General features: G+C 68.1%; 17 protein-coding genes and 1 tRNA gene. 12 read left to right on the forward strand and 6 right to left on the reverse strand.

Annotated features, from left to right (window positions below; all coding sequences use genetic code 11):
- Positions 1–50 precede the first annotated feature (50 nt).
- Positions 51–2,624, reverse strand: a complete 2,574-nt coding sequence (locus HV826_RS20660; protein WP_176418747.1) for a VIT domain-containing protein — start codon at positions 2,622–2,624, stop codon at positions 51–53.
- A complete protein-coding gene (locus HV826_RS20665) occupies positions 2,621–3,106 on the reverse strand; it encodes a MerR family transcriptional regulator (RefSeq protein WP_176418748.1) in 486 nt (161 codons plus the stop codon). The genes HV826_RS20660 and HV826_RS20665 overlap by 4 nt, the downstream gene beginning before the upstream one ends.
- A gap of 124 nt (positions 3,107–3,230) precedes the next feature.
- Here HV826_RS20665 and HV826_RS20670 point away from each other — a divergent pair, with 124 nt between their 5' ends.
- Positions 3,231–3,692: a DUF2721 domain-containing protein gene (locus HV826_RS20670; protein WP_176418749.1), complete on the forward strand. Its 462-nt coding sequence runs from the start codon at positions 3,231–3,233 to the stop codon at positions 3,690–3,692.
- Positions 3,693–3,698: 6 nt separating this feature from the next.
- Here the strand turns inward: HV826_RS20670 and HV826_RS20675 are convergent, their stop codons facing one another.
- The 3 genes from HV826_RS20675 to HV826_RS20685 are packed head-to-tail and all read right to left on the reverse strand — an operon-like array spanning position 3,699 to position 7,205.
- The gene (locus HV826_RS20675; RefSeq protein WP_176418785.1) at positions 3,699–4,538 is read right to left on the reverse strand and encodes a slipin family protein; all 840 of its coding nucleotides are present in this window, start codon (positions 4,536–4,538) and stop codon (positions 3,699–3,701) included.
- Positions 4,538–5,893, reverse strand: a complete 1,356-nt coding sequence (locus HV826_RS20680; protein WP_176418750.1) for a nodulation protein NfeD — start codon at positions 5,891–5,893, stop codon at positions 4,538–4,540. Before HV826_RS20680 ends, HV826_RS20675 begins: the two co-directional genes overlap by 1 nt.
- 1 nt (position 5,894) lies before the next feature.
- The gene (locus tag HV826_RS20685; RefSeq protein ID WP_176418751.1) at positions 5,895–7,205 is read right to left on the reverse strand and encodes a glycosyltransferase; all 1,311 of its coding nucleotides are present in this window, start codon (positions 7,203–7,205) and stop codon (positions 5,895–5,897) included.
- A gap of 219 nt (positions 7,206–7,424) precedes the next feature.
- Between HV826_RS20685 and HV826_RS20690 the strand changes: the two genes are divergently transcribed.
- From HV826_RS20690 to HV826_RS20700, 3 genes are all read left to right on the forward strand, one after another.
- Positions 7,425–7,646 (forward strand): hypothetical protein, encoded by a 222-nt coding sequence (locus HV826_RS20690; RefSeq protein ID WP_176418752.1) that lies wholly within the window; start codon positions 7,425–7,427, stop codon positions 7,644–7,646.
- A 216-nt stretch (positions 7,647–7,862) separates the two neighbouring features.
- Complete coding sequence (locus HV826_RS20695) at positions 7,863–8,276, forward strand: hypothetical protein (protein ID WP_176418753.1); 414 nt, start codon at positions 7,863–7,865, stop codon at positions 8,274–8,276.
- Positions 8,277–8,296: 20 nt separating this feature from the next.
- On the forward strand, positions 8,297–9,895 hold the full coding sequence (locus HV826_RS20700; RefSeq protein ID WP_176418754.1) for an amidohydrolase: 1,599 nt from the start codon (positions 8,297–8,299) through the stop codon (positions 9,893–9,895).
- 17 nt (positions 9,896–9,912) lie between these two features.
- Here HV826_RS20700 and nhaR read toward each other — a convergent pair whose 3' ends face one another.
- On the reverse strand, positions 9,913–10,812 hold the full coding sequence (gene nhaR, locus HV826_RS20705) for a transcriptional activator NhaR (protein ID WP_176418786.1): 900 nt from the start codon (positions 10,810–10,812) through the stop codon (positions 9,913–9,915).
- 117 nt (positions 10,813–10,929) lie between these two features.
- Here nhaR and HV826_RS20710 point away from each other — a divergent pair, with 117 nt between their 5' ends.
- The 8 genes from HV826_RS20710 to dbpB (HV826_RS20745) all read left to right on the forward strand — a co-directional run bounded on the left by HV826_RS20710 (position 10,930) and on the right by dbpB (HV826_RS20745) (position 21,437).
- Positions 10,930–11,724: a sigma-70 family RNA polymerase sigma factor gene (locus HV826_RS20710; RefSeq protein ID WP_176418755.1), complete on the forward strand. Its 795-nt coding sequence runs from the start codon at positions 10,930–10,932 to the stop codon at positions 11,722–11,724.
- Positions 11,725–11,812: 88 nt separating this feature from the next.
- Positions 11,813–11,885, forward strand: a tRNA-Phe gene (locus tag HV826_RS20715).
- 208 nt (positions 11,886–12,093) lie between these two features.
- Positions 12,094–15,960, forward strand: a complete 3,867-nt coding sequence (locus HV826_RS20720) for a DEAD/DEAH box helicase (RefSeq protein WP_176418756.1) — start codon at positions 12,094–12,096, stop codon at positions 15,958–15,960.
- Between the two features lie 259 nt (positions 15,961–16,219).
- Complete coding sequence (gene queE / locus HV826_RS20725) at positions 16,220–16,870, forward strand: 7-carboxy-7-deazaguanine synthase (RefSeq protein ID WP_176418757.1); 651 nt, start codon at positions 16,220–16,222, stop codon at positions 16,868–16,870.
- Between the two features lie 67 nt (positions 16,871–16,937).
- Entirely contained in the window at positions 16,938–17,840 is a 903-nt protein-coding gene (locus HV826_RS20730) for a hypothetical protein (RefSeq protein WP_368670961.1), read from the forward strand.
- Positions 17,837–18,976 (forward strand): DGQHR domain-containing protein DpdB, encoded by a 1,140-nt coding sequence (dbpB, locus tag HV826_RS20735; protein WP_176418759.1) that lies wholly within the window; start codon positions 17,837–17,839, stop codon positions 18,974–18,976. Before HV826_RS20730 ends, dbpB (HV826_RS20735) begins: the two co-directional genes overlap by 4 nt.
- On the forward strand, positions 18,973–20,235 hold the full coding sequence (gene dpdA / locus HV826_RS20740; protein ID WP_176418760.1) for a tRNA-guanine transglycosylase DpdA: 1,263 nt from the start codon (positions 18,973–18,975) through the stop codon (positions 20,233–20,235). The genes dbpB (HV826_RS20735) and dpdA overlap by 4 nt, the downstream gene beginning before the upstream one ends.
- Positions 20,236–20,261: 26 nt before the next feature.
- The gene (dbpB, locus tag HV826_RS20745) at positions 20,262–21,437 is read left to right on the forward strand and encodes a DGQHR domain-containing protein DpdB (RefSeq protein ID WP_176418761.1); all 1,176 of its coding nucleotides are present in this window, start codon (positions 20,262–20,264) and stop codon (positions 21,435–21,437) included.
- The last annotated feature ends 570 nt before the right edge of the window (positions 21,438–22,007 follow it).

Genomic DNA, 22,007 nt, shown 5'->3' on the forward strand with positions numbered 1-22,007 from the left:
AGGCGCGACGGCGGCATGTGTCAGTCATGCCGCCGTCTGTTCGCGGTGCGTCAGCGCGCGGCCAGCGTGTCGACGTGCTCGCGCAGGGCCACCTCGTTGCCCAACCGGCCGTTGAGTCCGGCCAGCGGCTTCGCGGCCTGCTCGATGCGGCCTCGGGTGCGCGGGCCCGCCGCGGCCAGCCACGCCACGCCCAGCGCCAGCTCCGCCACCTGGGCATCGCCGCTCAGGCTGGCGGCCAGGGACAGCAGGGCCTCCACCGCCTTCTTCACCTGCGCGCCGTGCAGCGGGTGGCTGCTGGTGATGCCCTCGCGCAGCAGCGTCAGCAGGGCCAGCGCCGTGGCGCGTGCCTGCCGCACGGGCTCGGAGCCTTCGCCGGTGCCGTCCCAGAGCCCATTGGCGAGCTGCCGCGATAGGAGGCTCTCCGCGCCCATGTCGACGCCACCCTCGGCCGCCGGAGCCTCCGCGAGGTACGCGTCGGACTCCTCGGCCTCCGCCTCCTTCAGCGGCTCCGAGGCCGGCGCACCGTCAAAGAAGCGGGAGAGGATTCCTCCCTTGCCGCGCTTCTTCATGACGTCGGCCTTGCTCTGCTCACGCCGCTCGCTCCTCATGATCATCCAGTCCGTGCCGTCGTCATGGGCATCGCTGGAGGGCATGGCGGGGGCGGGCGGGGCCTCGGCAAGAGGCCGTGCCCCCGTCGGCTTGGCGACGCGCGCGATGACCGGGGCCCCCGGAGGCGGCGGCATTCCTCCCCTGGCGGCCATCCGTCCGCGCCGGGGAGCGGCGCCACCGATTTCGGCCTGCTCCTTCTTCGCGCCGCCGAACATGTCCCAGCCCGCGGGTGCCTCCACGGGGATGACGCGCGTGTTGGCCTGTCCAGAGGTCCGCCGCTCGCCCTTGCGCTCCTCCACCACGACGAACGAGGTGTACCGGGTGACAATCTGGTGCGCGACGGCCAGCTCGACGATGCGCTGCTTCATGGACTCCGCGCGGCGCCCGGTGAGCTGCGCGGCCTCCCAGCCCCGGATGCGCTCGGCGGCCCACAACTTCTCCACCGCCGGCCGGTCCGACACCGTGGGCAGGTCCACGCGGACGGTGAGCGAGAAGGGCTCCCGTCCCGAGCGCCCCCGTAGCGTCACCGTGCCTGTCCCGGGTGAGGCATAGCGGCCCAGCAGCGTCCAGGGCACGCCATCCACCAGGGGCGGCAGCTCGGCGGGCGCCAGCTCCACACACTCCACGCCGTCGAAGCGGACCTCCAACTCGGTGACACGCGGCGCCAGCGCGCGGGAGAACTGCGCCACCACCTTGTCGTCGATGCGCTCGCCCGGGTGGATGAACTCCACGTCGCCGCCCGTCTGCTTCGCCATGTCCCGCAGCAGCACGTCGCTGACGTTGGTGCCGATGCCGAACGAGTACACCCGCGCCGTCTTCCGCGCCGCGAGCACCTCGCGGAGGATTTCCGACTCGTTGCCTACCTGTCCGTCCGTGAGCAGCACGATGACGCCGTCGGGGGCCGCCTGCACCGCGGCGCGCATGGGCGCGAGCAGCTCCGTGCCGCCATTCGCGTTCAGCGCGGCCACCCAGCGGTCCGCCTCTTCCAGCGTGCGCTGCGTGAAGGGCACGGGCTCGGGCTGGAATGAGCGGAAGCGATTCTCGAACGCGATGACGTTGAACCGGTCACCCTCGCGCAGGTGGCGCAAGCACAGCCGGAGCGCGGCCTGGGCCTGGGGCAGGCTCTCACCGGCCATGGAGCCAGAGACGTCCACGACGAACACCACCTCCTGCTTGGGCGGCGCGGAGGCCATGGCCAGCAGGTCCGGCACCACGGTGAGCGCGAAGGTGCCCGGGCCTCCCTCCGCCTTGCGGTGCGTGACGAGCGGCGTGAACACCGCGCTGCTGTCCGAGCTGCGCAGGCTCAGCACCAGGTCGCGGTCCAGGGACACCTCGCCGCGCGAGAAGCCGACGCGCACGCGGGTGCCCTCCTCCCGGGTGGTGGTGATGGCGTGGGACGGGCTCTCCACCACCACCTCGCGGCCCAGGTCCACGAGCAGGTCCATGCGCAGCCCGTAGCGCACGTCGCCCACGGGCGGGGTGATGCGGTCCGCGTCTGGCACCTGGGCCGTGGGCTCTTCACGGCCGTGGCCGGTGCGGTCGCCCGTCGTCGCGCCGGGGATGTAGCGAGGCGCCACCAGCGTGGGCAGCATCCAGCGCACGCTGCCTTCCTCGGCGGTGACGGCCTGGAGGAACTCCACCTCCACCACCGTCTCCTCGCCGGGCAGCAGGTTGCCCACCTGCGCGGTGAAGACGTTGCGGCGCTCCTCGTCCAGCAGCGCCGCGCCGTGGCCCGCGGTGACCGCGTCGTCGTAGGTGCGGAAGGCCTCTTCACGCTCCCGCACCACGCCTTCGATGCGCCGCCCGGCGCACGTCATGGAGAAGGCGGAGAGGGTGCCATCGGAGGGGAGGGGGAAGGTGTAGATGGCCTCCACCGGCTGGTGCTCGTCGTTGCGATAGCGCTGGCGAACGCGCACGCGCGCATGGCCGCCGAGGAGCTCGCCCGTGACTTCAACACCCTGGAGGGGGACCTGCGTGCCGTTGCGCGTGTACAGCCCAGCCTTCTCGTGGGTCATGGCTTCTCCTTTTCCTGAAACTCCGCGATGAGGGCGCGAACGCGTTCCGCGAGCGCCCGAGTCTTCGTGTCCGCTGCTTCCGAGACGTGCAGCTCCAGCCCTGGGAGCAGCGCCCAGCGCTCGTAACGTTTCAGGCCCGTGGCCGGGTCTGGTGGCGCCACCACTGCGGGCCCCGGCGCCGGCTGCGCGTACACCGGGGGCGTGGGGGGCGCGTCCGAATCGGCGAGCTGGCGCAGCTCATCGAGGCTCAGGCGCTGCAGCTCCGCCTGGATGGCATCCAGGGGCAGGAACCGCGCCTGCAGGACGCGGATGGCCTTGAGCCGCACGAGGTGCGCTTCCCCGTACACGGTGTCGGGTCCCCGGAAGGGGGGCGCGGGAAGCAGGCCGCGTTGGACGTAGTAGCGCACCGTCCGCGGCGAGACGCCCACCGCCTCGGCCAGCTCCGTCAGCTTCCATTCGCTCTGTGTCTTCGGCGTGCTCACGGTTCAGACAGTATGACTCGACACTATCGGTGTCAAGTTGCCACTGGTGAATTGACAGCAGCGGTGGCGTGGGCGGTGCGCGGAGGTGTTGCGCCCGCTGGGGTGGGGTGGAACAGAGGAGGGCATGAATGGCCTCGCGGAAGTCGTGGACCTCTCTTCCATCCGGCTCATCGGCACGGCGGTGACGCCCGCGGTGATGGTGTCGGCGTGTGGCATCGTGGCGACGGGGTTGGACAACCAGATTGCGCGCATGACGGCGCGCATCCGGGAGATGGCGCGGGAGTGGCGGCTGCTGCCGGAGGGGCACACCCGGCGCGCGGTGCTGCGCCAGGAGGTCGCCATCCTGGACCGGCGGCACGCCATCCTCGCCCGGGCGATTGCCTTCACCTACACGGCGCTGCTGGCCTTCGTGGTGACGTCGCTGCTGTACCTGACGAAGCGGCAGACGCAGGTGCCTGAGACCCTGCCGGTGGTGACCTTCGCGGTGGGTGTGGTGCTGCTGGGCGCGACGGCGCTGCTCGTGTTGGCGTCGCTGCGGCTGAGCCGGCGGGCCATCAAGCTGGAGCGGCAGGAGCTCTTCGACTGACGGCGCTCAGGACAGGCCGCCCGCGGAAGGTCCCTCTTCTTCCTCCTCGGCGTAGCGCCGGTCCTCGTGTCCATCGTCGGCCTGCTCCAGGCTGGCCTTCACGCCGCTGAGCGTGCGCAGCAGGTCCAGCGGGATGGGCAGGATGGTGTGGTTGCCCCCAGAGGTAATCTCCACCAGCGTCTGGAGGTAGCGGAGCTGGAGGGTGGCCGGGTATCGCCCGAGGACCTTGGCGGCCATGGAGAGCTTCTCGGCGGCCTGGTGTTCGCCCTCGGCGGCGATGATTTTCGCGCGGCGCTCGCGCTCGGCTTCGGCCTGCCGCGCGATGGCCCGCTGCATCTCCGAGGGCAGGTCGATGTGCTTCACCTCCACGTTGGACACCTTGATGCCCCACGGGTCGGTGCGTGCGTCGAGCACCTGCTGGATGTCCTGATTGATGCGGTCGCGCTCGGAGAGGAGCTGGTCCAACTCCACCTGGCCCAGGATGGAGCGCAGCGTCGTCTGGGCGAGCTGGCTGGTGGCATAGAGGTAGTCCTCCACCTGGAGCACGGCCTTGTCCGCGTGGATGACGCGGAAGTAGACGACGGCGTTGACCTTCACGCTGACGTTGTCCCGGGTGATGACGTCCTGTGGAGGCACGTCGCGGGTGACGGTGCGCAGGTCGATGATGACCATGCGCTCCACGAAGGGGATGAGCCAGCGGAAGCCCGCGCGTTTGAGGCCCACGAACCGCCCGAGCCGGAACACCACGCCGTTCTGGTACTCGTTGACGATGCGCACCCCGGACAGGAAGAGCAGGAACACGATGGCGACGGGGATGAGCACTCCGAGCAGTCCGGTCCATTGCATCATGTCGGTACCTCGTCGACGAAGAGGGTGAGCCCTTCCATTCCGCGCACCACGACGTGCGCGCCGGAGCGGATGGGCGTGGTGGAGGTGGCGAGCCAGCGCTCTCCGTGGATGAACACCTCGCCACGCTCCGGTGTCACCGGGGCCAGGGCGGTGCCGCGCTCCCCCACGAGCCCCAGGTCGCCACCTCGCTGGGGAATCCGCCGCGTCTGCGCGCTCCGGTAGGCGACGTAGGCCGCCGCGCCCGCCAGCGCCACGGTGGTGGGCACCAGCCACGTCCACGACACGTGGAAGGAGCGGTCCACGAACCACTCCGGGTCGAAGCGGTCCACGAGGAACAGGCCGCCCAGGCCCAGCAGCACCACGCCCGCGGCGCCGAGCAATCCACTGGCGACGAACAGCTCCGCGATGATGAGGGCCGCGCCCACCAGCATCAGCAGCACCGCGCCCGCGCGCACTGGCAGCGCGGAGGACGCCACCAGCGCCAGGACGAGCGCCACCGCGCCGATGAGCCCCGGGACGATGGCGCCCGGGTGTGACAGCTCCACCACCAGTCCCAGCGCGGCTACCAGGAACAGCAGATAGACGATGCCGGGGTTGGCGAGCGCGTGCACGGCGCGCTGGGACAGCGTGGGCTCCAGCGTGACGAGGTGGGCATCCTGGGTGGAGAGCCGCACGGACTCACCACCCGCCACCGTCACGCGCCGCCCGTCCGCCTGCGCGAGGAACTCCGCTTCGGTGGGCGTGACGTACTCCACCACGCGCAGCGCCCGCGCGTCGTCCGCGGACACGCTGACGCTGTCGCGCACGGCGGAGGCGGCCCACTGCGCATTGCGGCCCCGCTGCTGGGCGATGCTCTCCGCGAACGCGACGGCGTCGTTCTCCACCTTGCGGGCCAGTTGCTCGCCGCCCACGGCTTCCGGAGACTGGCCGGAGGGGCCCACCACCGGATGCGCGGCCCCGATGTTGGTGCCCGGCGCCATGGCCGCGACGTTGGAGGCCAGGGTGATGAAGACGCCCGCGCTGCCCGCGTGTGCGCCGGAGGGGCCGACCCAGACGAGCACCGGGACAGACGAGGCCAGGAAGGCCCGGACGATTTGCCGTGTGGCCTCCAGCGAGCCGCCGGGGGTGTCCAGCCGGACGAGCAGCGCGTCATGTCCCGCGGCCTCGGCGCGCGCCACGCAGTCGGACAGGTAGCCGCTGGTGCCGGCGTCGACCACGCCCTCCAGGTCGCAGCGCGCCACGGTGGGCTGACCGGTCGTCGTGGGTGCCTCGGCCGCGGACGCGAGCAGGCCCGCCATGAGGACACACAGGAGGGCCGGGCCCGCGAGTCGCCATCGTGCCCGTGCGTGCATCTCACACCCCCTGGAGGCTGGCGGGGTTGAAGGAGACAGGGACGATGCCGCGCGGCGGCAGCGGGCGCACGGCGGCCAGGTGCTTGAGCAGCCGCAGGTGGTCCCTCAGCATCCGGGGCATGAGGAAGTGCTGACGCACATGCTCGTGTCCGCGCGCGCCCAGCAGCCGGGCCTCGTCGGGACGGCGGAGCAGGTGGAGCATGGCCTCCGCGCACTCCTCCACGGTGTCCACGAGGAAGCCGCCGGTGCCCTCGGGCATCTGAATGGGAATGCCGCCCACGCGGCTGCCGACGACGGGGGTGCTCTTCCACAGCGACTCCGCGACGACGAGCCCGAAGCCCTCGCGCAGGGACTTCTGGACGACGACGTCGGAGAAGGCCTGGAGCGCGTTGACCTCGATGTTCCCCACGCCGACCAGGTTGGTGAGGATGTGGATGAGGCTGTCGCCCGCGGTGGCGGCGCGGAGCTCTTCGTACACCTCCCAGCCCTCCGGGTCGTCCAGGGCCAGTGAGCCCGCGAGCGCGAGCTGGAGGTCGGGGACGTGGGGGCGCACGCGCTGGTAGGCGCGGACGACGCCGAGCGGGTCCTTCCACCGGTCGAAGCGGCTGACCTGGGTGATGAGCGGCCGGTGGGTGCGGATGCCAATCCACTCCAGCACGTCGCGCGCGAGTGACTCATGCAGCGGGTGGTTCTTGGGGCTGCGCGGGTCGATGGCGGGCGGGTAGATGCGGACGTCGGAGATAGGGAGCCGCGGTGGAATGAACTCTTGAAGGGTGAAGATGGCGGCGTCGTAGGCGTGCAGGTAGGGCGACAGGAAGTCCCAGAAGGCCGGGTTGGGGTGCGAAGTGTCGATGTGGCAGCGCCATATCCAGCGCGCATCGAGATGGGGGCTGAGCGTGGCGAGCACGGCGGGCTGCGGGTCATGGACGAAGACGAAGTCGTAGTTCTCCGAATCCGAGACGAGCCGGTGGGCGTTGAGCTGGGCGTTGGCCAGGTAGGTGGCCTTCTCGGACTCGGTGAGCTCGCCGGGCGCGCCTTGCAGGCCGTTGTGGATGCGCTTGGTGACCTGGAAGAAGTTGTCGTCGCCGTGGATGAGCTTCCAGTCCGTGACGAGGCCCAGGTCGTTGTAGAGCGGGACCAGGGAGCGGAGGATTTCGGAGACGCCGCCGCCGTAGGGCGTGGCGCTCAGGTGCATGCACCGGGCACCGCGCAGGTCCTCGGAGAGGCGGTGCAGTTCGTCGAGGATTTCGTCGGGAGCAATCCCTCGATAGGTGGCAAGCGAACGCTTGCCGACGTCGACGACGTCCAGCATGGCCTCGGCCTCCCAGGTGCGCGCTCCAGGCAACGGTGCGCATGGGCCGCGGCATCATCCCGCGCCCTGTGTCCGCCAGGCTGCTGTCCGGCCCTGGGGGCAAGCGCCCGAAGCCGTGCCCGGGCATCCGCTGGTGGACGCGCGAAGTCGTCGACAGATTGTCGCTGGAGGGCACGCTCCCTGGGGCCCGTCCGCGACTCGATTCGGTAAGGAGGCTACATGCGTCGTGCCGTTCTCATTGCCCTGGGCCTGGCGGTTGCCGCGCTTGCCTGCAAGACCACGCAGCCCGAAGGAACGGAGGACCGTCAGCCTTTGATGGGCCCGGACCAGATTCGCGAGCCCGTGCAGACCGTGGCGGACTCCCCCGCCGGCCCCGCGACGCCCCTGCCGGAGACCGACGCGGGCACGCCGGAGACCGACGCGGGCACGTCGGCGGAGTAGGCAGGGGCAGGGCTGTGTTGGTTGAGTCTTGGTATCGAGCGCTCCGCACGTCCGCGGGGCGTCGAGGCTCTCACATCTGGGTTCGCGGCCGCGCCATCATGAAGCTTCCACTGCGACAGTGGATCACGTCGGCCAGAAGGACTGCGGCACCCTCTACGCCTTGGGAGAAGGCGTAGAGTCATACTGCTGCATCAGGTGTCGATGCCTGGAGCCCTCATGCGCCGCGTGGTTCTTCTTCTCTCGTGTCTGTCGCTATCGGCGTGCTCGCTGTTTCAGCGCCCATTTCGCCCCGAGCACGCACCGCCCGAGGAGTCGGCGAGGTTCGTGTTTCCCTTGGGCTTTCCTCCGGGGGAGCACACCTTCATTCCAGCCACCCTCTCCACCGCGGTCGGGCTGGCGATGGATGACTTCTTGCCGAGGGGCGCGAAGCCTCCCAAGGACCCGACACCCGATGAGGTGTGCCTCGCGCAGCGAAGTTCATATGACGTGTTGGCGAAGGCGCTGTCCGACAGCGTCGTGTTGGTTTCGCCCAAGGCGGGGGCCTGTGTTCAAGAAGGCCTTGCCCTGGATGTGGGCGCGACGTACGCGGTCGATGTGGACGGCTGGCGCATCCTGGCCGTTCAGCGGTGAGGCACGCGGAGGGAGTCACGGTGCGGACGACAGTCTACCTGGCGGAGCGGGTCTGGACGTTGGATGCGGCGCGGCCACGGGCCCAGGCGCTGGCGGTGCGGGATGGGCGGCTGTTGGCCGTGGGGACTCGCGAAGAAGCGGAGGCCGCCGCGGGGCCGGATGCGCGCCTTGTGGACCTGGGCGCCGCCACCGTGGTGCCGGGCCTCGTGGACGCGCACGCGCACATCCACGGGCTGGGCCGGAGCCTGACGACGGTGCGGCTGGAGAAGGCGGGCTCGGTGGATGAGGCCCTCCGCCGGCTGACCCAGGCGCCCGCCTCCAGCTTCCAGGGAGACTGGCTGCTGGGACGGGGCTGGGACCAGAACGAGTGGCCCGGTGGCGCCTTCCCGGGCCGCGAGGCGCTGGACGCGCGCTTCCCCTCGACGCCCGTCTTCCTCACCCGGGTGGACCACCACGCGGCCTGGGTGAATGGCGAGGCGCTGCGGCGCGCCGGCATCACCCGCGACACGCCGGACCCGGAGGGGGGCCGCATCCTCAAGGACGCGCACGGCGAGCCCACGGGCGTGCTGGTGGACAACGCCATGGACGGGGTCGCCGCCGCGATGCCTCCGCCTTCCACCGCGCAACTGGAGACTCGGCTGCGGGCCGCGCTGACCCGCTGCGCGCAGGTGGGGCTGACCGGCGTGCACGACGCGGGCATGGAGCGGGATGCCTTTCGCGTGCTCCAGGCGTGGGACGCCGCGGGCACGTTGCCGCTGCGCGTCTACGCGATGGCGGCGGGCCAAGGCGACGAGCGGCACGCATACCTGGAGCAGGGCCCGTGGCAGGGGCGGATGCTGGCGATGCGCTCGGTGAAGTTCCTGTCCGACGGCGCGCTGGGGAGCCGCGGCGCCGCGCTGCATGAGGACTACTGCGACGAGCCAGGACAGCGGGGCCTGTTGCTGCTGCCACCCGAGGAGCTCGCCGCACGCGCCCAGGCCTTCATGTCCCGGGGCTTCCAGGTGTGCATCCACGCCATTGGAGACCGTGCCAATACCTTGGTGCTGGACGTGCTGCTGCGCGGCGCCGCGGAGACGGGCACGCAGGCGCTGCGGCACCGCGTGGAGCACGCGCAGATTCTCCGGCGCGAGGACCTCCTCCGTCTGGGGGCCGCCGGGCTGGTGGCGAGCGTGCAGCCCACCCACGCGACCAGCGACATGCCGTGGGCGGAGTCGCGGTTGGGCCGCGAGCGGCTGAAGGGCGCCTATGCCTGGCGCAGCCTGCGCGACGCGGGCGCGCACCTGGCGCTGGGCAGTGACTTCCCCATCGAGAATCCGGACGTGCTGGCGGGGCTGCACGCGGCGCGCACGCGGCAGGACACGGCGGGCTGGCCCGAGTCCGGGTGGAGGCCGGAGGAGCGGCTGACGGCGCGCGAGGCGCTGGAGGGCTTCACCACCGGGCCCGCCTGGGCGTCCTTCGACGAAGCCCGGCGCGGCAGGCTGGTCCCAGGGTTGGACGCCGACTTCGTGGTCCTGTCGGAAGACCCGCTGGAGGGGCCCGCCTCGGCGCTGGTGAAGGCCCAGGTCCTCGCCACCGTGGTCGCTGGCGCGGAGGTGTACCGCGCGCCGTCCGTGGCTTGAGCGCGGCGCCTCCCGGTTCAATCGCCGAAGATGTGCGAGCGCGCCGCCTCGGCGATGGTGACGACGGCGGGGTGGCGAATCTTCCGCTCGACGGTGATGGCGTAGAAGCAGGTCTCGATTTCGTCGGTGCGCCCGATGACGGAGCAGTTGAACTGACGCTCCACCTCCGCCTCGATGGCGCTGGGCATGGCGAAGACGCCGTGCCCGCGCTGGCCGAAGGCCTGGAGCAGCGCGCTGTCATCGAAGTCCCCCGCGATGACGGGGCGCAGGCCCTTGCGCTCAAACCACAGGTCCATGGAGCGGCGCGCGGAGGACTCGTCCGACGGCAACAGCACGGGCGCGCCATCCAACGACTGAGGGAAGTTCTCCTTGAGCTCGAGCAGCTTCCCGGCAGCGAAGAAGGACACGCCACACTTGCCGAGCAAGTGATTGAACGAGCGCACGCTCACGGGCTCCGAGCTGGGCGCGTCCGCGAGCACCACGTCCAGCTCATGCAGGGCCAGTGAGGCGAGCAGCTGCGGCAGGGGGCCTTCGCGGCAGATGATGCGCAGCGATGGGCCCGCCTCCAGCGCGGGCTTGAGGAGCTGCTCCGCCACCAGCTTGGGGATGACGTCGAGCACGCCGACGTTGAGCCGCAGCTGCTGTCCGGGCGGCAGGCCGGAGACGACGTTCTTCAGCTCATTGCCCAGGCGGAAGATTTCGTCCGCGTAGCGCATCACCGTGCGGCCCACGTCCGTGAGCACCAGCTTGCGGCCCTGGCGCTCGAACAGCTTGTGGCCCAGCGACTCCTCCAGGAGCTTGAGCTGGCTGCTGATGGTGGGCTGCGCCAGGTGCAGCTCCTCGCCCGCCTTGGCGATGCTGCCCGCCCTCGCAACCGTCCAGAAGTACAGGAGGTGGTGGTAGTTGAGCCAGCTCATATCCATAGAGATAGCCGAAGTATGTCAGTTAAACTACCTAATTTTCTTATGGAGCCCGGGCCTTTAATTTCCTCTGCGTCGCGCCGTCGTGTGGGCGCGTCCAACCGGAGGAGGTCCATGGAAACCATCAGCCTGAACGTGTCCGTTGAATCCCCTGAGCTCGTGGTTGCGGCCGAGGTCGTTGAAGCGCGCGTCCGTGGGCACCTGGAGTTGGTGCGGCGGTTGGCGTGGAAATACCGGTGGACCGGCCTGTCGATGGACGAGCTCGTGGCGGAGGGCAACGTCGGGTTGATGGAGGCGGCGGGGCGGTTCGAGGAGCGCGGGGTGCCGTTCGGGGCCTATGCCAGCCAGTGGATTCGCGCGCGCATCCGCGCCTACGTGGGCCGCAACTGGAGCATGGCGGGCGGCCGGGCGCCGTGGGTGGTGTTCCAGCTCCGGCGGGAGCGGGCGCGGCTGGAGGCCCGGTGGGGGGAGGGCCACCCGGAGGTGGAGCGGCGTCTGGCCGAGGCCCTGGGGAAGCGGGAGGACGAGGTGGCCCGCGCCATGGAGGCGCTGTCGCGGGACGTGTCGCTGGACGCGCCGGTGTCGCCGGACTCGGAGACCACACGGCTGGAGGGGCTGATGGCGGACACGGACTCGCAGGAGGACCTGGTGGACCGGGCGAAGTGGGCGCGGCGGCTCCGGGCGAGCGTGGATGAGGCCTGGCCGGAGCTGGACGCCCGGGAGCGCGCGCTCGTGGAGGAGCGGATGCTGGCGGAGGACGGGGTGAGCGCGGAGCTGCTGGCGCGCCGCTTCGGGGTGACGGCGGTGCGCATCCGGCAGATCGAACAGGGCCTGCGGGTGAAGCTGCGCCACAGGCTGACGGCCGGCCTCACGTCCTGGGACGGGGAGGCGATGTCCCTGGCGGCCTGACGCCCGCCTGCCCGGGCGGCGGAGAATGCAGTTGACGGAGGAGGGAGGGGCTCGCTATGAAGGCGCCGTTCCGCGCGGTGCCCCTTACGCCCAGGTAGCTCAGTCGGTAGAGCAGGGGATTGAAAATCCCCGTGTCGGTGGTTCGATTCCGCCCCTGGGCACTCAGCGGACATGAAGGCCTCTGGACCCAAAGTCCAGAGGCCTTTGTCGTTTCCGGCGCCGCGCTTGCTCGCGGACCCACCGAGTCTCCAAGCCACGCTCGCGCTCGTGTGCGTCTGGACAGGTGTGCCGCGCGGCCCCAGGTTGCGTCCAGCCGCGGGAGTGGAAATGACACGGGCACGACCTGCTGGGTGGGGATAAAGATCGCGGATGCTTGAAGTGGCTTCGGGGAATGCCCGCTCCACGCTGGGGCGGTGGCTGACGGATGCCCTGCTCCGTGAGGAGGCGGGTGAGGACCTCTACGAACAGGGCAAGGACCTGCTCGCCCGGAAGCGGGTGCTGTCCGTCCAGACACAAGGGGAGGTCGTCGAGGGGACTGTCGCCGTGGGGCGCCAGGGGCCGTACTCGGCCCGACTCTCGGCGAGCGGCGAAGGGGACGTCTTCTCCTGCGAGTGCGCCGACTTCCTGGCGCTGTCGTTCTGCAAGCACCTCGTGGCCGTGGGGCTCGCCTGGCTGCGCCAGTCGGACGAGGCGCTTGTCACCGGACGTCCCGACACCAGCGCCGCGCTTCGTGCCTGGATGGAGGCGCACCAGGTGGCTCACGCGGGGCTGGACCCCATCAGCGTGCTCGGCTCCCACCTGCCGGATGCCCTCCGGCGGCATGGGGCCCTCCAGCACCTGTCGAACACCTCCATCGAGACTGTCCTGGAGAGCGTCGTCGCCCGGGGCTACCTCAACGCCCATCACCGGGCCCTGCTGGAGGACGCGGCCTGGGGCCATGTGTGCAGGGAAGCGGAGCGGGTGCGCCAAGGCTTGGAGCGGGAGCAGGACGCCGCGCCGCGACCGCCGCCCACGGACGTCCGGCTGAAGCCGCTGATGGAGGCGCTCCTCCAGGAGCGTGAGCGCCTGCGCGCGCGGGTGCCTCCTCGCGTGCTGGAGACTCCACCGGCCATCCTCCTCCGGGAGCGCCCCGCGCGGCTGCTCGTGTCGGAGACGGGCGCGTTGCCAGCCCACCCCCTGCTCTCCGATGCGCACTTCCAGGGCGTCATCGTGGAGCCCCATGCGCTGCTGGATGGCGGGGCGGGGGTCCGCTGTCGGTGTACGCGGGGCTCCGGCGCCGGCTGCGTGCACGCGCTCACGGCGCTGGACGCGGTGCTGGACTCGCTCACCCAGGACGCCGATGCGGCGCGCAACGCCCGGCTGGCGGAGCTGCTCTATGTCGTCCCCGGGCAGTACATCCTCAAGACACTGGAGGACTCTTCGCTCGCGGCTCCCGCCGAAGACGCGCCCGAGTCCCAGGTGAGCTTCCGTCTGGAGCAAGGCACGTCGCTCGCCTTCACACTCCGCGCCTACCTGCACCGGCCGACGAAGACGGGGAAGCTCTCCAAGGGGACCCAGCTGGGCTGGAGGGACCGGCCGGCGGCGCTCGCCCTGCTCACCGCCCCCGGCGAGCGCGAGGCGCTGGCCTTGGTGGAGGCGAGCGCCTCGTTGGCGTCATCGGGATTCAGCTTCAATCCGTCCGCGGAGGAGGGGCATTGGGTGCTGCTGCTCCAGGCGCTGCGGGCGTTGACCCATAGCGCGCGGCTGCACCTGGCGGAGCGTCCCGACGCGCCACTCCAGGTCCGCGAGGCTCCGCTGGGCTTCCTCTTCGAGGAGCAGGATGACGGGACGCTGCGCGTGCGCCCCGCCGTCGAAGGCGCCGCTGTCCAGATGGGGGACCTGCATCCGCCCACGTCCGCGGCGAGGACGTCCCAGCCGTGGCTGCTGTTGGAGCGGGAGGTGCCTCGCGTCACTTTGCTCGCCGTGGCGCCGGAGGCGGGTGAGCTGCTCGCGACCCTGCGCGAGACGGGGGCGCGGCTCCCAGCCTCCGCGCGGGGCGACTTGCTGTCGCGGCTGTCCGGGCTGGAGGCCCGCGTGCCGTTGACGCTGCCGTCGTCGATGGAAGGGGCGGAGGTCGAGCCCGAGCGGGGCCTGTGGGTCCGGCTCCGGCCCGTGGGCGAGGAGGCGCTGGAGGGGACGGTGCTGGCCCGGCCGCTCCGGGAGGGGCCGCTGCTCGTGCCTGGAGAAGGCGCGCCCGTGGTGCGCGGGGTGCGTGGCCGCCAGCGCGTCCGGGTATCGCGGAACCTGGCGGCGGAGCGCGCCGAGGCCGCCGTCCTGCTGGAGCGCCTGGGGCTGCCTCACGGCGCCCTCCGCTTCACGCGGGGGGATGTGGCGTCCAGCCTGGCCTTGCTGGAGGCGCTGGCGCCCTTGGATGACGGGGAAGGGGTGCGGGTGGAGTGGGCGCAGCAGCAGCCCTGGCGGGTGTCCAGCACGCCCGACGCGTCGGCGCTGCGGGTGAAGGTGGGGAGTGGGCAGGACTGGTTCGGCGTGGAGGGAGAGCTGAAGGTGGACGGCGAGCGCGTGGCGCTGGCGGTGCTGCTGGAGGCCGTGCGCCGCCGCAGCCGCTACGTCCGGCTCGGGCCGGGGCGTTGGATGCGCCTCACCGATTCGCTGCGCGAGCGGCTCGCGCCCCTGGCCGACCTGACCTTCCCCACGCGCAAGGGCCTGGAGGTGAGCGCGGCGGCAGCGCCCGTGCTGGACGGACTGGAGGAGGCGGGCGCGCGGGTACAGGCGCCACCGGACTGGCGCAAGCTGGCCACCCGCATCCGGGAGGCGCAGGCGTCGAAGGTGGCGGTTCCCCGGAAGTTGAAGGCGGGACTGCGGGACTACCAGCGAGAGGGCTTCGCGTGGATGGCGCGGCTGGCCTCATGGGGCGGTGGCGCGTGCCTCGCGGATGACATGGGCCTGGGGAAGACGCTCCAGGCGCTCGCGCTCTTGCTGCACCGCGCGGCCGAGGGCCCGGCGCTGGTGGTGGCGCCCACCTCCGTCTGCTTCAACTGGGCGCGCGAGGCGGCGCGCTTCGCCCCCTCGCTGCGCATCCACTCCTACCGCGAGTCGGAGCGCGAGGCGCTGCTGGAGGTGCTGGGGCCCGGGGACGTGCTCGTCGCCAGCTACGGGCTGCTGGTCAAGGATGCGAAGCGCTTCGAGGACGTGTCCTTCGCCACCTTGGTGGTGGACGAAGCCCAGGCGGTGAAGAACCCGGACACCGCGCGCGCCCGCGCCCTGCGCACCGTGAAGGCGGACGCGCGCGTCGCGCTGACGGGCACGCCCGTGGAGAACCGCCTGTCGGAGCTCTGGAGCCTCTACGCGCTGCTCTTCCCGGGGCTGCTGGGCAGCCGTGAGTCCTTTCGTTCACGCTTCGCCGTCCCTATCGAGCGGGACAGGGACGCGGGGGCCCGGGACTCGCTGGCGCGGGTGGTCCGTCCCTTCCTGCTGCGCCGCACCAAGGGCGAGGTGGCGCGCGAGCTGCCCGCGCGAATCGAGACGGTGGTCTCCGTGGCCCTGAGCGCGGGCGAGCGCCGGCTCTACGACGACGTGCGGCTGGCCGCGCTGGCGCAGGTCGGGGATGCGCCTGGGATGGACGCTCGCTTCGAGCTCCTGGCCGCGCTCACCCGGCTGCGGCTGGCCGCGTGCCACCCTCGGCTCGTTGACGAGGACTCGGCCCTTCCGTCCTCCAAGCTGGAGCGGCTGCTGGAGCTGGTGGACACGGTGCGCGCCTCGGGGGGCCGGGCGCTCGTCTTCAGCCAGTTCGTGAAGCACCTGGCGCTGGCGCGCGAGGCGCTGGCGGCGCGAGGCGTGTCCATGCAGTACCTGGATGGGCAGACACCGCCGACGGAGCGGCAGGCTCGCGTGGAGGCCTTCCAGGGAGGGCAGGGTGACTTGTTCCTCATCTCGCTGAAGGCGGGAGGCACGGGCCTCAACCTCACCGCCGCGGACCACGTCATCCACCTGGACCCCTGGTGGAACCCCGCGGTGGAGGACCAGGCCACGGACCGGGCACACCGCATCGGTCAGACGCGCCCTGTCACCGTGTCCCGGCTCGTCTCCGAGGGGACCCTGGAGGAGGCCATCCTCGCGCTCCACGCGCAGAAGCGAGAGCTGGCCGACAGCCTCCTCTCCGGAGCGGACGGGGGCGCCGCCCTCTCTCCCGAGCAGCTCCTGGCGCTGCTGCGCTTCGGCGCGGCTGGGGAGGCGTGAGGGGGCGGTTCTGGGGACTTCGGAGCCCGCGGCCGTCCTGGGCTTCGTGGCCGCGATGGAGCGAGACCTCCGAGGGTGTTCGCACCTTCGGAGTGGGCGAATGTGGAAATTTCCCTTCGAGTAGGACCGGGCGTGGATGTAGATATCGACGCCATGTGCACTTCAGTAACTGCACATGGACTTCACACACGCGCCCTGCGGTTTCTCGGAGTAAGGAGGGACCCATGAGTGCTGCCCGATTGGAGCCAGGAGTCCCGCGATGAGCTACGCGGTCAAGGAGCTTTTCTACACGCTCCAGGGCGAAGGGGCTCAGGCCGGGCGCGCGGCGGTGTTCCTCCGCTTCACGGGGTGCAACCTCTGGAGTGGCCTGGAGCGCGACCGGGAAAAGGGTGCCGGGGGCTGTTCCCGTTGGTGTGATACCGACTTCGTCGGAATGGATGGGCCAGGCGGAGGCCGGTTCTCCTCAGCGGTGGCGCTGGCGGAGGCTGTCGCCGCTGCCTGGCCGCACTCGCACGCCGCGGGGCAATCGCCCATGGTGGTGTGTACGGGGGGGGAGCCGTTGCTTCAGTTGGATGCCCCGTTGATTGATGCGCTGCACGCCCAAGGATTCTTCGTGGCCGTTGAAACGAACGGGACACAGCCCGTTCCTTCATCCGTGGATTGGATCTGCGTGAGCCCCAAGGCTGGAAGCACGCTGGTCCAGCGCTCGGGGAATGAACTCAAGTTCGTATTCCCCCAACGGGGGTTCGACCCAGAGCGCTTCGTGGAACTGGAGTTCGCGCACTTCTTCCTTCAACCCATGGACGGGCCGACGCAGGCGGCCAACATGGAGCGAGCGCTCCATTACTGCCTGGATCATCCTCGCTGGCGGCTGGGACTGCAGATGCACAAGGTCGCGGGAATCCGCTGACCCTTGCGGTGCGACGATGACAGACCTCCACATCATCGCGAGCTGCACGGACCGTAAGAACCTCCCCGTGCCCGATTCACTCCGCCTTCGCAACGCGAATGCCGCGGACATCGCACAACGTGCGCGCGCGTGGTGGAGACAACTGGAGACGAGTACCTCCGAAACAAGAACCGCCGATGCTCTCTATGCCGGGGAACACTGGAGTGTGGTTCTCAGCCTTTCGGAGGTTGCCAAGGCCAACGGATTCACGCCGAACCTCTGGGTCGTATCCGCAGGCTATGGGCTCATTCCAGGAAGTGCGATGATTCGGCCGTACTCAGCGACTTTCTCCCGGGGGCACGTTGACTCCGTCGTCCACGACGCCGCGAGACGCGACACGGCCGCGCAACTCAAGGTCTGGTGGAGAACGCTCGCCACTTATTCCGGACCCAGTCGAAGTTCCGCACGAAGTATCAGTCAACTGGCGACTGAGCAGCCGCAGTCGAACGTCCTGATTGTTGCTTCACCCCTCTATGTCGCCGCAGTCGAAGACGACCTCGCTCAGGCGGCCTCTCGGCTCCAGTACCCTGAGCGCTTGGTGATCGTGTCCTCACTGGCACCGTTGGCCAGCGGGGGCTTGGCCAGGCACTGGATACCTTCCAGCGCCCAGCACCAATCCCGCTTGGGCGGTTCTCGGCTCTCGCTGCATGCCCGCGTTGCTCGGGAGATTCTCCAGTCGTCACGCACGCCCTTTTTGAACGCAAGAACGCTCCAAGCGAAGTACGAGCGTTTGATTGAGCAGAGTGCTCCACTGCGGCAGTACACGCGAAAGCCGCTGACAGATGCTGAAGTGCGCATCTTCATTCGCAAGGCACTGTTGCAAGGAGCAAGCTCGTGGAGCGCGTCGTTGCGCATGCTGCGGGCTCAGCAACTTGCTTGTGAGCAAAGCCGATTCAAGAGTCTGTTCTTCCAGGTCCAGGGGGGATCATGAAGAAGGTCAAGCGCAAAGTCATCGAGCGTCGTGCCATTCGCGTCATCCAGACGCCACAGCATCCACTGTTCCTTTTTTCGTTGAGTGCCAAGGAACTGCTGCAGGTGGCGGAGGTTTCGCGTGTGTCCCGCGACTCTGAGGGACGCCTCCTTGGATATCAACGGCCCGAAGTGAAGCGGCACGTTCGCAACATCGTCGATTACCTTGATAGTGAAGAGGTGATCTTCCCCAACTCCATCATCCTTGCGCTCTCGTCATCGATTGGGTTCAAGAAGGTGCGAGGGCCTCGGGTCGATGACAAGTGGGCTGAGGCTGGGATGTTGAGCATCCCCGTGCCTCGGGCAGGGCAATCCAAGCCCGCTTGGATTGTGGACGGGCAGCAGCGGGCATTGGCGCTATCTCAGTGCCGGCGACAGGATCTGCTGGTCCCTGTGAATGCCTTTATCGCGGATGAAGTTGACCTCCAGCGTGACCAGTTCTTGCGGGTCAACAACACCAAGCCGCTGCCTCGTGGCCTCATCACGGAACTTCTTCCGGAGGTGTCAACCCTCCTGCCTCCGAACCTGGCGGCGCATAAAGCCCCAGCAGCTCTCTGTGACTTGCTGAACCGAGATCCGGAATCGCCCTTCAGGGGGCTTATTCGCCGCCCGTCAATGGATGCGATTGCGCGTCGCAGCGCGATTGTAACGGATATGGCGGTGGTGAAGATGATCAAGGACAGCTTGTCGGGGATGACAGGCTGTCTCTTCCCCCATCGAAATGTCGCTACTGGAGAGACGGACTTTGATTCGGTCCATCGCGTTTTGCTCCTCTATTGGACGGCGGTGAAGGACATCTTTCCTGGGGCGTGGGGGCTCCCACCAGCGCGGAGCCGCTTGATGCACGGGGCAGGCATCGGCGCCATGGGGCGACTGATGGATAGAATCATGAGCAACATCGACATCACGGATGCTCAGGCACCGCGATTGGTCCGCTCGGAGCTCTCGCGGATTCGTGCAGTATGTCGTTGGACGGATGGGCAATGGGACGAAACAGGGATGGCGTGGAATCAAGTCCAGAATACGCCCCAGCACATCCGCCTTCTTTCAAACGTTCTTCTTCGTGCGTACACGACTAACCGCCGGACGGCAGCGTGAAGTTCTTTTTCCCCGATAGCCAGGACTTGATTGACCCAAGCTTTGACTTCGTGCGTGAACGGCGGTCGACGACACGCAAGCGGCAGAGAGATGACCTCTATGCCCACGAAGTCTTTGCTTCGACACCCTTTGATGGGTTTCTGGTTTCCAAGGGCATCGTGGACGGGTATGGCGCGCTCGGCAGTCGCTACACGCTCGCGCAACGCCACAGGTTGCTGCGCTTGGGCGCCCCTGAATTCTTCCGCATTGACCAGGCCTCCCGGAAACTCTCGATCATGGGCGACTGTGGTGCCTTCACCTATGTGAAGGAGGATGAACCGCCCTATTCCGTAGAGGAGGTGCTCGACTTCTACGGGAACTGTCGTTTTGACTATGGGCTCTCGTTGGACCACGTCATCCTGCTCTACAAGCCAGAGGCAGATGCTCGGGGTGCATCCAGAGACCTTGTTCCCGAGGCCATGCGGGCGCGGCGGGAGTTGACGCTGCGGCTTGCGAGGGAGTTCCTTCAGAAACACAAGTCTGGGAAATACTCCTTCGAGCCCATGGGCGTCGCCCAAGGATGGAGCCCGATGTCCTATGCGAGTTCGGTCAAGGACCTGCAGAAAATGGGGTATCGCTCAGTCGCACTTGGAGGAATGGTTCCGCTGAAGACTCCAGAGCTTCTTTCGTGCCTCCAGGCCATCCATGACGTCGCCAAGCCAGGATTGCAACTCCACTTGCTGGGGATTACCCGGACCGAGCATCTGAAGGAGTTTGCCAGGTTGGGTATCACGTCCTTCGATAGCACTTCGCCCCTGCGGCAGGCGTTCAAGGACGACAAAGATAACTACTATACGCCCGGGAAAAACTATACGGCGCTTAGAATTCCGCAGGTCGAGGGTAATCCTGCACTACAGCGGAAGGTCTCCTCGGGTGAGGTGTCTCAGGATGTCGCACGAAGGCTGGAGAAAGCCTGCCTCGAAGTCATGAGATTGTTCGATGCGGGCCAGCGTTCGGTGGAGGAGGCGCTTTCGGTATTGATGGAGTACGAGCGCTTCTATGATCCGGGTTCAAAAAAAATGCATGAAGCGGCCTACCGGGAAACGCTGACGGACGCCCCCTGGCGCAAGTGTCCCTGCGATGTCTGCCGCGAATTGCGCTACCACGTCGTGCTCTTCCGCGGTGCTGAACGGAATCGTCGGCGCGGGTTCCACAATGTCTGGACCTTCCATCGGCAACTCGAGAAGCAGCTCGGACTGCGCCAGGGCAGTGCCGCCTGAAGACAACGAACTGAATCGGACTTGCTATGCGAAACGAATTGAGGCTTCCCGCCATTGAAGTGAAGCAATCCCCGGGGAAGACGCTGTACACGTTTGCAGTTGATGGGAAGTTGGTTCCCAAGTTCGCGGCGATCTCACGGGTTCGGCGCAAGGATGATGGGGGGTTGACGGGATATCAGCGCCCAGAGGTGCTCTCTCATATTGATGAGATACGCAACTATCTGGAGAGTAGCTCACCCATGATCCCTAATGCCGTGGTTGTTGCTTTCGACTCACGGGTGAAATTCAGGCCAGACCCCAAAGCGCTGGGCTCTAAGTATGCTCGCCCCGGCGTTCTCTCCATACCCTTTGAGGAGGATGCTCCAGACGACAAGAAGCCGGGGTTTGTGGTTGATGGACAGCAACGACTGGCAGCCATCCGTGAAGCACTTATTGAAGAGTTCCCTGTTTGCGTGACGTCGTTTGTCACGGATGATGTGAGCCAGCAAACCGAGCAGTTCATCCTGGTCAACTCGACGAAGCCCCTTCCCAAGGGATTGATCTATGAACTGCTTCCGGGGACGAGTGCTCGCCTTCCGTCAGCGTTGGATCGGCGCAGGCTCCCGGCGTTGTTGCTGGAACGCATGAACCTGGACGAAGGCTCCCCGCTGCAGGGGATGATTCAGACGGCCACGAATCCGCGTGGGCTCATCAAGGACAACTCGATCCTCCGCATGCTGGAGTATAGCCTGAACGACGGCGTGCTCTATCGGTTCAGCTTGTCTGAGGACGGGCCTCCCGACGTTGAGAAGATGCTGGAAGTCCTCCACGCATTTTGGACGGCGGTCAAGGAAGTCTTCAAGGCTGCGTGGGGGTTGCCTCCAAAGAAGTCGAGACTGATGCATGGCGCAGGCATCATCAGCATGGGGCTGCTCATGGACGCCATCAGTGATCGATACCGTGATCGACGTCACCCGAGCGCTGCGCAGTTCGCTACAGACTTGCTTCCCTTGAGAGATATCTGCAGGTGGACGACAGGATTCTGGGACTTTGGTCCTGGGCAGCAACGGAAATGGAATGAGGTCCAGAATACGTCGAAGGATATTGAGTTGCTTACCAACTACTTGATGGTGCAATACAAGAGTTTGGTTTGGTCGCGTACGGCGTTGACAGCAGAATCGCCCACTTCAAAAGCAGAAAGAGTGCCCAGGACGCGCAAGTGAACTTGTGTTGAATTGGTGTCGGCCACGAAGGCTGCAGGTGGGAGTCGTGCGCGTTTCTTCGCGGGGGGCACCTACAGAGGGCTCCCATCCTACTTATGTTGCGCGCTGTTGGCCCGCCTGTCTCTCCTCTCCAGTCCACAGTCCCTGAACAGTCCGCTCCCTGCGTCGCTCGTCGATTACGGTCCTCGTCCGTCATCATGCCTCCTGCTACCACGACGCCCACTGGACGGTTATGAAGTGCGCGCTGCCGCTCCTGGACGCCATCCAACCAGTCCACAACGGATGCCGCAGTCGGCCTCGGAAGAGGCCAAAGAAGGGACACTGCGACAAGGGGTACGACTACCTGAACATCCGACGCGGCCTTCGAATGCGCGACATCATCCCACGCATTGTTCGCAAAGGCATCGAATCGAGCCAGCGATTGGGGCGACAGCGCTGGGTTATGGAGCGCGCGCTGGCGTGGCTCCATAACCTCAAGTGGGTACGCATCCACGAAGAGCGCCGGGACGACATCCACCTCGCCCTCCTTCACCTGGGCTGCTGCGGAGGCTTGCCGGCCATTATTGAAAC

The organism is Myxococcus sp. AM010, assembly GCF_013372585.1.
Lineage (GTDB): Bacteria > Myxococcota > Myxococcia > Myxococcales > Myxococcaceae > Myxococcus > Myxococcus vastator.

Excerpts from the sequence above, each read along its gene's own strand:
- nhaR (WP_176418786.1), bottom strand. The coding sequence starts at position 10,812 with ATGAGCTGGCTCAACTACCACCACCTCCTGTACTTCTGGACGGTTGCG.
- HV826_RS20680 (WP_176418750.1), bottom strand. The coding sequence starts at position 5,893 with ATGCACGCACGGGCACGATGGCGACTCGCGGGCCCGGCCCTCCTGTGT.
- HV826_RS20690 (WP_176418752.1), top strand. The coding sequence starts at position 7,425 with ATGCGTCGTGCCGTTCTCATTGCCCTGGGCCTGGCGGTTGCCGCGCTT.
- HV826_RS20710 (WP_176418755.1), top strand. The coding sequence starts at position 10,930 with ATGGAAACCATCAGCCTGAACGTGTCCGTTGAATCCCCTGAGCTCGTG.
- dbpB (WP_176418761.1), top strand. The coding sequence starts at position 20,262 with ATGCGAAACGAATTGAGGCTTCCCGCCATTGAAGTGAAGCAATCCCCG.
- HV826_RS20675 (WP_176418785.1), bottom strand. The coding sequence starts at position 4,538 with ATGCAATGGACCGGACTGCTCGGAGTGCTCATCCCCGTCGCCATCGTG.
- HV826_RS20670 (WP_176418749.1), top strand. The coding sequence starts at position 3,231 with ATGAATGGCCTCGCGGAAGTCGTGGACCTCTCTTCCATCCGGCTCATC.
- HV826_RS20685 (WP_176418751.1), bottom strand. The coding sequence starts at position 7,205 with ATGCTGGACGTCGTCGACGTCGGCAAGCGTTCGCTTGCCACCTATCGA.
- dbpB (WP_176418759.1), top strand. The coding sequence starts at position 17,837 with ATGAAGAAGGTCAAGCGCAAAGTCATCGAGCGTCGTGCCATTCGCGTC.
- HV826_RS20660 (WP_176418747.1), bottom strand. The coding sequence starts at position 2,624 with ATGACCCACGAGAAGGCTGGGCTGTACACGCGCAACGGCACGCAGGTC.
- HV826_RS20695 (WP_176418753.1), top strand. The coding sequence starts at position 7,863 with ATGCGCCGCGTGGTTCTTCTTCTCTCGTGTCTGTCGCTATCGGCGTGC.
- queE (WP_176418757.1), top strand. The coding sequence starts at position 16,220 with ATGAGCTACGCGGTCAAGGAGCTTTTCTACACGCTCCAGGGCGAAGGG.
- HV826_RS20720 (WP_176418756.1), top strand. The coding sequence starts at position 12,094 with ATGCTTGAAGTGGCTTCGGGGAATGCCCGCTCCACGCTGGGGCGGTGG.